The sequence below is a fragment of the Methylomonas koyamae genome, assembly GCF_001644025.1.
Classification (GTDB): Bacteria; Pseudomonadota; Gammaproteobacteria; order Methylococcales; family Methylomonadaceae; genus Methylomonas; species Methylomonas koyamae_A.
In genome coordinates this window covers 1-10658 of the sequence record NZ_LUUK01000198.1, presented here as the reverse complement: position 1 = coordinate 10658, position 10658 = coordinate 1, and the positions used below count along the sequence as shown (strand labels likewise).

Sequence of the window (10658 nt, the reverse complement as noted above, 5' to 3'; positions counted from 1 at the left end):
TCGAAAATCCGCGCGGCGCGAATCAACAAGGCTTGATCGGCGCCGGCGTTCGGCGCCGTCAATGCGAGGGTCAACGCTGTCGCTAGCGAAGCAGGGCGTATGAAAAATCCGGTGGTTGCGGTCATCGAATCAGGTTGTGGTGGTTATTACGGTTGAATCCAGGCATCGACGGATATCCGGCTCGACGGGCGGGAACGCGCTGAAGGGCGGCGAGCGGCCGCCCTTGCCGACTTAGCGATCAAAAGCTGGCGGCGATGCCGACTTGGCCCCAGATGCCCGGCATTTCATAGCCGGGACGATAGACGTAGCGTTTGTCGAACAAGTTTTCGACGCTGACGAACACTTCGCCCTTTTTGCCCAGCTCGGAGATGGGCAGCGCCAGCCGAGTATTGGCGACCGTGAACGCTTCGACGCGCTGGGTGTTCACGTCGCTGATGTTACGGCTACGATTCAGCGCCCAGGTCCGCGATTGGTATTGTAAATCGAAGGAGAAGCGCAACGGTCCGATCGGGCCGTTGATGCCGGCGGTGACCGCTTGCTCCGGCGTGTAGGGTAAGTTTTCGATGCTCGGGTTCAGCAAGGTTAAGCCGGCGAACAAGCTCCAGTCGGCGATCAATTCCTGTTTGATCGAGGCTTCCAAGCCGCGCATCCAATAGGCGCCATAGTTCAGATAAGCGCCTTGGCTGACGTCGAACACGTAGCGGTTTTTGACGTTGTCGATAAAAAAGCTTAAATCGATTTGGGTGGACTTGAAAGGCGATGCCTTCAAGCCGACTTCGGCGTGATCGACGCTTTCCGGCGCCAAGCCTTGCCAGCCTTGCGGCGAGAAGCTGAAGAACGGCACGTTAGCCAGCGCGCCGGAATTGGCGGCGGCGTCGATGCCCGGATAATTGACGCCGTTGGATACGTTGCCGAACAAGGTCAAGTTCTCGGAGACCAACGACAAGCCGGCATGCGGCGAAACCTTGGAGGCATAGTGGCTGTGGTCGTAAAAGCGCACGCCGACCGAAGGTACCAAGGTCCATTCCTTGTTCAGCACCAGATCGTGGCTAAGTGCGACGTAAGGCGTGGTCAGTCGGAAGGTTGGCGTCGTGAACTGATAAATTTGCTCGTCCGAACCCGGAATCAAGTTATTGATCTTGCCGTTCAGCCATTCGTTGTCGATGCCGGCCAGCAATGTAGCGCCCTGCCAAGGCGAAAATTGCTCCTTCCAGCGGAAGCCGTCCATGCTGTATTGCGACAACAAATTGGAGCGGGCGCGCGGCGCGGACGCGAATGCCGCGCCGGTCCAGCCGGCCCAGTAAACCCCCTGGTTCAGCCAATTGCCGTCGCCGCCGTTATGGTACAGCGTGAATTTGCCCTGCCAACTGCCGTGCTGATGGCTGAGGCTGGCGGCCACCATGCCGGCCACGGTGTCGTATTCGCCGATCGGCGGTGTCACCCCGTATTGACCGGGATCGCCGGCGCGGTTGTCGGCGTATAAAAAGGTCACGTCCGAGCGCCAGTTGGCGTTGAATTGATAGCCGGCCTTGCCCAGTACATTGCGCAATTCGCCGTAGCCGTTTTGGCGGTTGCCGTCCGACTTGGCGTAGCCTTGCGCCACCGAAAAGTCGAAGTCGCCGTATTTGCCCTGTACGTCGGCCTGTTCGATGATGGTGCCGAAAAAACCGCCCGACAAACGACCGCTACCGTGCAATCCGTCTTCGACCGCAGTCTTGGTCCGCAGATTGATCGAACCGAAGTTGTTGCCGTTGATATGCGGCTGCGGGCCTTTATAGACCGTGATCGAATGCATGCCGTTGACCGGCAGCAAATCCAGCAAGGGGTGGTTCCAGGTCGCCATATACATCGGGATGTCGTCGATGTAGGTCTTGATCTCGCTACCGGGACGGCCGGCGCCTTGGCCGCGGATTGCCACCGCGCCGCCCTGATCGCCGCCGAACGCGCCGACCGGGTTGTAGCGCGAAATCTGCACGCCCGGCGTGCGCTTTAGCGCAGAAGCCAGGTCGACGGCGTTCTGGTCGCGAATCTGGTCTTCGGTAGTGACCGCCGACACGTTGGAAAACTCGTCGACATGATTCTCTTCGATGATGGGGTCGGCGATGACCTCGGTGCCGGTTAATTCCTCTGGCTTCTGATCGGCGATTGTCGCCGTGCTGATTAGCGATTGGCTAAGTGCTAAAAACAGGGTTTTGCGAAGAATGGCGGGAGTAGGCATGGCGTGTTCCAAACAAAAAACAAGCTCCCAATATATTCGGCAAATTGAAATCTATTTTATGCAAAACGGCTTTTTTTATATTAAAAACGAACTCTTTAATTAAGCCGGGATATGGCGCGATTTAAATAATAAATTGAGTTATATAACATAGATATTAATATGTTCCTCGCTGCATTGGGTGAATTTCTCGGCGAGCTCGGGTCGTGGACGCAATGGCGTATAAATTGCTTTTGCTCGGAATTAGCCCACTGTGCAATTGCCTTATGAACCGCAACGCCCACTCTTCCGCTTGCTGGCGTATCGATAGCCAGGATTTGCCGGCCGATTTTTCGGCGGAGGACAACTGCGCGCTCAGCCGATTGCCGGACAATCTCGGGCTAGGCGTCTCCAGCGTTTATTCCTTGGCGCCCGCGTTGAATTACATCGAAACCCGCTACCGGCCCAGCCGCGATCTTGCGGTTTGGGCGCGTACCGACGCGGCGGAGCCGCGCATGGTGGTGACTTTGGCGCTGGAAGGGCAGTCGCGCTATACCCCCACGCAGGGCGAAAGTATTGTCTTTCGCGAAGGTTATACGTCGGTGACGATTTTTAACGCCTCCGAAGGCGTCAGGGAATACGCGGCGGATCAAGTGGTCACCCAATTGCGTTTCGCGGTTAACATGCCTTGGTTGGCTCAGGCCTTCGGCGCGGACAAGCTGCCGACCTTGTTCGAGCCGGCCGCTCGTACCCGGCAAGTCAGCTTCAGGCCGATTTCGAGCGCCGGCCTGACCGCGGCGCAGGCCTTATTGCGTTGCCCGGTGTCTTCGCCCGCCAAATCCATGTTTCGGCACGGTCAGGCTTTGGCGATACTCGCGGCCGAATTGGATCATTTGTTTGGCGAAGCCCCAGACGTTGGGGGAGGGGGCCACCGCGATCGGGAAATCGCCCATCAGGCGCGTGATATTTTGTACGCCGAATTTGTCGATCCGCCGACCGTCGAGGAGCTGGCGCGTCGGCTAGCCACCAATCCCTGCAAGCTCAAGCAATTGTTCCATCGCTATTTCGAAACGACGCCCTACGGCATGTTACTGGAGATTCGGATGCGCGAAGCGCACCGTTTGCTGGAGGCGGGCCGTCAGCCCATCGGCTTGATTGCGGAGTTGGTCGGCTATCACCACGCCAGTAATTTCAGTACCGCTTTCACTCGCTATTTCGGTTATCCGCCCAAACGCATCGCCAGACGCGATTAAGGTTTCACCACAGCAAGTCGTCGGGGATTTGATACGCGGCGTAAGGATCGTCCTCCGCCGGCAAGTCCTGAGTGGCTTGGTTCAAAACCACGATAGGGCCGGCGTCTCTGGTCTGTATTTTTCGGGCGACCTCGGCCGGCACGATCTCGTAGCGATTGTCCGCGCGGACAATGCCGGCCCGGCCGTTCACCAGAGCCGTCCGCACTTTGTCGGAGACATACACCGACTTCACCTTGCCGTCGTCGGTAAAGTTGTACGCCACGCCGTCCGCTTGTTGAGCGATACGGTTCATTTCGACGATTTGTCTGATCTGGGCGGCCAGCGCTTTTTGTTCTTCGGCCATTTTACGTTGGCGGTTCAGTTCCCGATCGCGCTCGATTTGCTGTTGCCGTTGCTGTTCGGCGCTCAGCTTGATCTCGTCGACGATTTCCACGCCGTTGTTGCGTTTCAGTTTGTCTTGCTTGCGTTTCTCGGCCTTCACCTCGCGAGCCTTGGCGTCGTTGGCCAGGCCGGATTTCAGCAGTTGGGCTTGCAGCGGATTGAGTTGCGGTTTTTTCATCGTGTCAGGCGTCTTCGTTAATTAAATCCGGCGGCATCAGGTATCGCTCGCCGTCGCTCGACTCGCCGCGGAAGTCGTCCTGCCAAGCCGGAGCGTTTCGATAGTTGTCGCGTTTGTCTTTTTTCCGATATACAGCCGATAACAGCCTCCCGGAGATAGGCGTACATCCTAAGTCGCCGGCTTGGTCGAGGGGCAAGCATACCAGACTGTCACCGTCCCAGCAGCTTGCCGCTGGCATAACGCTGCCACCAGGAAATCGGCTTGGTCAACGGAGTAGGGCAGCGATCGTAGCCTTGATATTCGATGCCGCGAAACACGTCGCCGCGCAACCATAGGTAGGCGGCCGGCGCGCTTTGTTGCAGGCGTTCCGGAATCAGTATGTATTGGGCGACCAGTTCCGCCAGTTTTTCCTGGACGTTGCCGTCGTAACGGCCGTCGTTGACCTCGGCCAGAAATTCGAAGGCTTCGAACCATTTCGACGGCCACAGCGCCAATTTGGCGTCGGCGATGATTTTTAGGGTTTGTGCGTCGTTGGAAATCTTGCGGTATTTATAAAAAAAATACAGATCGTCCTCGCCGTTCCAGAAATGAAAATTATCGATGGTATGGGCGATTTCGTGGACCACGATAGGCAATCGAAAATCCACCAGATATTCTACGCCGATGTCGCGGTAGACCGAGCCTTCCTTGCCGTTGTCGAAGGCCTTGACCGTGAATACGATCAGATTCTGGCCGCTGAACACTTGCGCCACCGTTTGCGAACGAAAGCCAATGCCCGGCACCAAGGTCAAGGGATGGGTGTGGTCGGCTTGCCAGATGCTGGTGTCGTAATCTTCCTGGTAGGCGTCGCGGATCAAGGCTTGCATCGCCGCCGGCTGATCGGCGATTTCCTGTTCGAGTTTTTCGACAGGCTTGGCCTTGGTAATCGTGTGCCGCAAAAATGCCGGAATCTTACGGACGGCTTTCTCGAAAATCCGCAGATGATCGGCGCTAAACGGTTTGATCAAATAATTGGGATCTTCGGCGTGCTTGACGACAGTCTTGGTGTCGTAAAACAGCGCCAGCGCGCGCGCCGCCGCTTCGCGGTCGCCCCAGTACTTCTCCAACACGCACAAGTCGCCGCCGGGCTGGCCGGCGCAGGCCGCGCGGTAGTCGCTTAAATCGTCCAGACGTTCCGGGTTTTTGTGGTCGGTCAACACCGCCACGGCTTGGCCGCGCAAATCGGGATGTCCGGCTTCGTAAAACTGGATAGCCTCGGCCAGCCGGTCGATCGGCAGGAATTGTTGCTCGCTGGTCGCGCATAACAACTCGTTACCCTGCGACAGCGTGAAGAAACGGTTTTGAAACAGCGGCTGAGCGGCCAATGCGGCCGTGTGACAGCAACCGAGCCAGAGCAGAACGGGGAGGGTGGTTTTAGGTAAGCGGGCCAATCGCTGAATCGCTTACTTGTCCAGGCCCAGCGAGTCCCAGACTTGCTCCATCGTGCTCAACTCTTTGTAATTGGCGACCGGCGCGCCGTTGGGATAGTTCATTTGGTACACGCGTTCGGCGTCGGCGGCCAGATCGTCCATGCCGAGTTTCCGGTAGCCGTCCTGCATGATCTGCAGCGCGAACGGTACCGCCGGCGTGCGTTGGAATTCCTTGACGACGTGGTTGGCGCGATTGACCGCGGCGACGTAAGCCTTGCGGCGCATGTAAAAGTCGGCGACGTGGATTTCGTACATCGCCATGTTGTTGCGCAAGGCCACCATCCGCAGTTTGGCGTCATCGACATATTGACTGTTGGGAAAGCGGCGGATCAATTCCTGAAAATTATCGTAGGCATCCTTGGCGTTGCCGGGATCGCGCTGCGACGAATCGGTCGGCAAAAAGCGGTCGATGAAGCCGATCCCCCGGTTATAGTTGATCAGGCCTTTCAGATAATAGGCGTAATCGACATGCGGATTGCGCGGGTGTATCTTGATGAAGCGGTCCGCCGCCGCGATCGCCGCTTCCGGATCGTCGTTCTTGTAATAGGCGTAAGCGACGTTGAGCTGGGCCTGCGCGGCGTAATCGCCGAACGGATAACGGGCTTCCAGTGCCTCGTACAAGGTCACGGCTTTTTGGTAATTCTTGTTGTCCAGCGCTTCCTTGGCTTTTTCGTGGAAGGTTTTATCGTCCCAGCCGGCGTATTCTTCTTCCTGCGATTTATCCTTGTTACTCGAGAAGGCTTCCAGCGTCTCGCAGCCCGGCAGCGAACCGACCAGGGCGGCGACAAAAACGGTTTTTACTAAAAGAAGTCGCATGCGTTTATCAACACGTTGTAATATTGCAGGTTTTTTGCAGCTTTTGGCGGCCTAATGCCGCGAGTATAACTTAAAAACGACTATGACGATATTGACGGCTAGAGTTCCCGAAGAACTGGCGGGTATGCGCTTGGACCAGTGTCTGGCGGAGATTTTTCCGGATTACTCGCGCAGCAAATTGCAAACCTGGATCAAGGCCGGCAGGGTGCTGGTGGACGGCGAGGTGCTGAAGGGGCGGGAAAAGCTGGACGGCGGCGAGGAAGTCGAGCTGGATGCCGAAGCCGAGATCGTCATCGAAGACAACGCCGAAGACATTCCGTTGGACATCGTTCACGAAGACGACTCGTTGCTGATCGTCAACAAACCGGCGGGACTGGTCGTGCATCCGGCGGTCGGCAACTGGAGCGGCACGCTGGTCAACGCCTTGCTGCACCACGAACCTAACCTGGCCGTGCTGCCGCGTGCCGGCATCGTGCATCGCATCGACAAGGACACCAGCGGCTTGCTGATGATCGCCAAAACCTTGCAAGCCCATAACAGTCTGGTCGAGCAATTGCAGGAACGCAGCATAGAGCGCGAATATCTGGCGTTGGTAAAGGGTTGGATGACCGCCGGCGGCACCGTCGACGAACCGATCGGGCGTCATCCGGTCGAGCGCAAGCGCAACGCAGTGCGGCGCGACGGCAAGGAAGCGATCACGCATTACCGTCTCGAGCAACGCTTCAAGCGCCACACGTTGATTCGGGTCAAACTGGAAACCGGCCGCACCCATCAGATTCGGGTACACATGGCGCACATCAATTACCCGTTGGTCGGCGACCAAATTTACGGCGGGCGCTTCCAAATGCCGGCCGAATGCAATCCGGACTTGGCCGAAGCGCTGCGCCGCTTCAAGCGCCAAGCCTTGCACGCCGCCAAGCTAGGCCTGGAACATCCGGAAACCGGCGAGTATTGCGAATGGTCCGTGGCGATGCCGGACGATATGCAAAATCTGCTGAAGCTATTGGCCGAGAATGAGCTGGATCAAGCCTGATTGGCCGCTGCCGGTTGGAGTGCGCGCCGCCGTTACGCTGCGGAGCGGCGGGGTCAGTGTCGGCGGCTATGCCAGCCTAAATCCGGCCAGCCATGTCGGCGACGATCCGGGCGCGGTCGCCGCTAATCGCGCGATCATCCGCGATATGTTGGCCTTACCGGCCGAGCCGGTCTGGTTGCAACAGGTTCACGGCGTGGCCGTGGTCAAGGCCGATCAAGTCGATGGCGTGCCGGAAGCCGACGCCAGCTTCACCAAGCGTGCCGCCACCGTCTGCGCGGTGTTGACCGCCGACTGCCTGCCGGTGTTGTTTTGCGGCGACGGCGGCCGGGTCATCGCTGCCGCCCATGCCGGCTGGCGGGGGCTGCGGGCCGGCGTCGTCAAACAAACGCTGGCGGCGATGGACTGCTCGGACGTCACGGTTTGGCTGGGTCCGGCGATCGGGCCGGCGCATTTCGAGGTCGGCAACGACGTCCGCGACACCTTTTTAGCTGAAGACAACGGCAGCGCCGTGGCCTTTGCCGAATGCGGCACCGGCAAATGGTTGGCGGATATTTACCAACTGGCTCGCCGGCAACTGGCGGCGCTGGGCGTCGGCCGAGTCTACGGCGGCGACTATTGCACCTACGCCGATGCCGGCCGGTTTTATTCCTACCGCCGCGACGGCGCCGCGACCGGCCGGATGGCCAGTCTGATTTGGAGAGAAGTTTGAACACGCTGCTGTTGATCGTGATTTTTACCGCCATCGGCGGCGTGCTCAGCGTGTTGGCCGCCAGCGTGTTCTTGCTGTTGCCGGAACGCGCGCGTCAGCAAGTGCTGCCGCACGGCATCAGTTTCGCGATCGGCGCCCTGTTGACCGGCGCATTCTGCGGCCTGATTCCGCATGCTTTCGAGGACGTGGCGCGGCAAGACATTGCCGGATTGTCCGCCACCATTCTGGCCGGCATCCTCGGCTTTTTTACGTTGGAAAAGCTGTTGGTGTGGCGCCACTGTCATTCCCATGCCTGCGAAGCGCACGGCGAAGATTCGCACGACCACCACGAACACGGTCATCCGGCCGGCGAAGATCACGGCCGTCGGGTAGCCGGGATGTTCATCATCTTGGGCGACGGCATCCACAATTTCGTCGATGGGGTTTTGATCGGCGCGGCGTTTCTGACCGATCCCCAGTTGGGCATCGTCACCAGCCTGGCCGTGGCCGCTCACGAAATTCCCCAGGAAGTCGGCGACTTCGCCATCCTGCTGCACAGCGGCTACACTCGCCGCAAAGCCTTGTTCTACAACATGCTCGCCAGCCTGACTACCGTAATCGGCGGGATACTGGCTTATTTCAGCCTGGGCGATCTGCATCACATCCTGCCGTATTTCCTAACCCTGGCGGCCTCCAGTTTTATCTACATTGCGGTGGCCGATCTGATTCCGTCGCTGCATCGCAAGACCGACAGCAAGGCATCGCTGCAGCAAATCGGCTTCATCCTGGCCGGCGTGGTGTTGATTTTGACGATGCAAAACATCGCTCACCGCTACGAAGCGAAAATAGTCGCCCATCCGCTTGCAACGAGTTCGGAACGCGCGGATTAGCGGTCGAGCCGGTCGTTTTAAGCAGCTGGACTCAACGCAAACGCGGTTTTGTCCACCACCCGGCGCAACACGAAACTGGAATGCACGCCGCTGACGCCGGGAATGCCGGTGATGCGTTTCAGCAGCAACTCCTGGTAAGCGTCCAAGTCCTTGACCGCGACCTTGAGCTGGTAATCGGCGGCCTGGCCGGTAATCAGCAGGCATTCCATGACTTCCGGGATCTCGGCGACCGCCGCCTCGAAGGTGGCGAATCGCTCCGGGGTATGTCGGTCCATCGAAATCTGGACCAAGACGGTTAGACTCAAGCCCAAGGCCTTCGCGTCCAAAATCGCCCGGTAGCCTAGGATTAGCCCCGCTTCTTCCAGCACCCGCACCCGGCGCAGACACGGCGACGGCGATAGGCCGATGCGGTCGGCCAATTCCTGATTGCTGATCCGGCCATCGCTTTGCAGGATGGTCAATATTTGTCGGTCGTAACGATCTAATTCCATGAAATTCCGCTCAGCATTAAAAGTGCGCAATTAATTTAAATATATGAAACTAAATTGGCAATATTCCTCCAATTTATCGCTTAGTCAAGACTAACGACGCAATCGCCTGCGCGTCGGCTTGGCCTATCGTATCGCCAACCGAAACACAGGAGACCAGCGATGCTAAGCAACCCTTCTTTAAAGTACCGACCCTTCCCGCCGGTAGTCTTGCCGGACCGGCAATGGCCCAACTGCGTCATTACCCGGCCGCCGATTTGGATGAGCACCGATCTGCGCGACGGCAATCAGGCCTTGTTCGAGCCGATGAACGCGGAACGTAAACTCCGTTTGTTCGAGACCTTGTGCGGTATCGGCTTCAAGCAAATCGAAGTGGCGTTTCCGTCGGCGTCGCAGACCGATTTCGACTTCGTCCGCCAACTGATTACCGAAAACCGAATTCCCGACGACGTGACGATAGAAGTGCTCAGTCACGCCCGCGCGCCGTTGTTGCGCCGCACCGTCGAAAGCTTGCACGGCGCTCGCAGCGCCATCGTGCATATCGTTAACGCCACCTCGCAACCGTTCCGCGAGCTGGTATTGGGCATGAGCAAGGCCCAAGTGCTGGCGATGGCGGTCGATTCGGTTCACTTGGTCAAGGAGTTGACCGCCGCGCAACCCGACACCGACTGGCGCTTGCAATATAGCCTGGAGACCTTCACCGCGACCGAACTGGATTACGCGCTGGCGGTGGCCGACGCCGTCGTCGAAGCCTGGGGCGCGACGCCGGATAACCAGATCATTTTGAACCTGCCGTCTTCAGTGGAAAACGCAACGCCGAACGTCTACGCCGACCAGATCGAATGGATGCACCGCCGCATCGCCCGTCGCGACAGCGTGGTGCTGAGCGTGCATCCGCACAACGACCGAGGTACCGCGGTGGCCGCCGCCGAACTGGCCTTGATGGCCGGCGCCGAACGGGTCGAAGGCTGCTTGTTCGGCAACGGCGAGCGTACCGGCAACGTCGACTTGGTGACCTTGGCCTTGAATTTGTACACTCAGGGCATCGCGCCGGGCCTGGATTTTTCCGACATCGACGCCGTCGCGCGTAGTTTCGAAGCTTGTACCGGTTTGACGGTGCCGCCGCGCCAGCCTTACGCCGGCGACTTGGTGTTCACAGCGTTTTCCGGTTCGCATCAGGACGCGATCAACAAGGGCTTTGCCGCGCGAACGGCGGATGCTTACTGGAACGTGCCGTATCTGCCGTTCGATCCGGCCGACGTCGGCCG

General features: G+C 58.6%; 10 protein-coding genes. 5 read left to right on the top strand and 5 right to left on the bottom strand.

Features of this window, described 5'->3' with window-relative positions; all coding sequences use genetic code 11:
• Nucleotides 1–238: 238 nt before the first annotated feature.
• On the bottom strand, nucleotides 239–2218 hold the full coding sequence (locus A1355_RS19615) for a TonB-dependent receptor (protein WP_082885657.1): 1980 nt from the start codon (nucleotides 2216–2218) through the stop codon (nucleotides 239–241).
• Between the two features lie 263 nt (nucleotides 2219–2481).
• Between A1355_RS19615 and A1355_RS19610 the strand changes: the two genes are divergently transcribed.
• Nucleotides 2482–3447: a helix-turn-helix transcriptional regulator gene (locus A1355_RS19610; protein WP_064030975.1), complete on the top strand. Its 966-nt coding sequence runs from the start codon at nucleotides 2482–2484 to the stop codon at nucleotides 3445–3447.
• 4 nt (nucleotides 3448–3451) lie between these two features.
• Here A1355_RS19610 and A1355_RS19605 read toward each other — a convergent pair whose 3' ends face one another.
• The 3 genes from A1355_RS19605 to A1355_RS19590 all read right to left on the bottom strand — a co-directional run bounded on the left by A1355_RS19605 (nucleotide 3452) and on the right by A1355_RS19590 (nucleotide 6291).
• The gene (locus A1355_RS19605) at nucleotides 3452–4006 is read right to left on the bottom strand and encodes a DUF2058 domain-containing protein (protein ID WP_064030974.1); all 555 of its coding nucleotides are present in this window, start codon (nucleotides 4004–4006) and stop codon (nucleotides 3452–3454) included.
• Nucleotides 4007–4215: 209 nt separating this feature from the next.
• Nucleotides 4216–5436: a hypothetical protein gene (locus A1355_RS19595; RefSeq protein ID WP_231883734.1), complete on the bottom strand. Its 1221-nt coding sequence runs from the start codon at nucleotides 5434–5436 to the stop codon at nucleotides 4216–4218.
• Between the two features lie 12 nt (nucleotides 5437–5448).
• Nucleotides 5449–6291, bottom strand: a complete 843-nt coding sequence (locus tag A1355_RS19590) for an outer membrane protein assembly factor BamD (protein ID WP_064030971.1) — start codon at nucleotides 6289–6291, stop codon at nucleotides 5449–5451.
• Between the two features lie 82 nt (nucleotides 6292–6373).
• Here A1355_RS19590 and rluD point away from each other — a divergent pair, with 82 nt between their 5' ends.
• Genes rluD through A1355_RS19575 form a run of 3 tightly spaced genes read left to right on the top strand, consistent with a single transcriptional unit; the run spans nucleotide 6374 to nucleotide 8902 of the window.
• The gene (rluD, locus tag A1355_RS19585) at nucleotides 6374–7324 is read left to right on the top strand and encodes a 23S rRNA pseudouridine(1911/1915/1917) synthase RluD (protein ID WP_064030970.1); all 951 of its coding nucleotides are present in this window, start codon (nucleotides 6374–6376) and stop codon (nucleotides 7322–7324) included.
• Entirely contained in the window at nucleotides 7305–8033 is a 729-nt protein-coding gene (gene pgeF / locus A1355_RS19580) for a peptidoglycan editing factor PgeF (RefSeq protein ID WP_064030969.1), read from the top strand. Before rluD ends, pgeF begins: the two co-directional genes overlap by 20 nt.
• Nucleotides 8030–8902, top strand: a complete 873-nt coding sequence (locus A1355_RS19575; protein WP_064030968.1) for a ZIP family metal transporter — start codon at nucleotides 8030–8032, stop codon at nucleotides 8900–8902. Before pgeF ends, A1355_RS19575 begins: the two co-directional genes overlap by 4 nt.
• A gap of 17 nt (nucleotides 8903–8919) precedes the next feature.
• Here A1355_RS19575 and A1355_RS19570 read toward each other — a convergent pair whose 3' ends face one another.
• On the bottom strand, nucleotides 8920–9393 hold the full coding sequence (locus A1355_RS19570) for an Lrp/AsnC family transcriptional regulator (RefSeq protein ID WP_064030967.1): 474 nt from the start codon (nucleotides 9391–9393) through the stop codon (nucleotides 8920–8922).
• A gap of 159 nt (nucleotides 9394–9552) precedes the next feature.
• Here A1355_RS19570 and A1355_RS19565 point away from each other — a divergent pair.
• The coding region (locus tag A1355_RS19565) for a 2-isopropylmalate synthase (RefSeq protein ID WP_064030976.1) at nucleotides 9553–10658 on the top strand (1106 nt) is incomplete at its 3' end.

Excerpts from the sequence above, each read along its gene's own strand:
- A1355_RS19615 (WP_082885657.1), bottom strand. The coding sequence starts at position 2,218 with ATGCCTACTCCCGCCATTCTTCGCAAAACCCTGTTTTTAGCACTTAGC.
- A1355_RS19610 (WP_064030975.1), top strand. The coding sequence starts at position 2,482 with ATGAACCGCAACGCCCACTCTTCCGCTTGCTGGCGTATCGATAGCCAG.
- pgeF (WP_064030969.1), top strand. The coding sequence starts at position 7,305 with ATGAGCTGGATCAAGCCTGATTGGCCGCTGCCGGTTGGAGTGCGCGCC.
- rluD (WP_064030970.1), top strand. The coding sequence starts at position 6,374 with ATGACGATATTGACGGCTAGAGTTCCCGAAGAACTGGCGGGTATGCGC.
- A1355_RS19590 (WP_064030971.1), bottom strand. The coding sequence starts at position 6,291 with ATGCGACTTCTTTTAGTAAAAACCGTTTTTGTCGCCGCCCTGGTCGGT.
- A1355_RS19605 (WP_064030974.1), bottom strand. The coding sequence starts at position 4,006 with ATGAAAAAACCGCAACTCAATCCGCTGCAAGCCCAACTGCTGAAATCC.
- A1355_RS19570 (WP_064030967.1), bottom strand. The coding sequence starts at position 9,393 with ATGGAATTAGATCGTTACGACCGACAAATATTGACCATCCTGCAAAGC.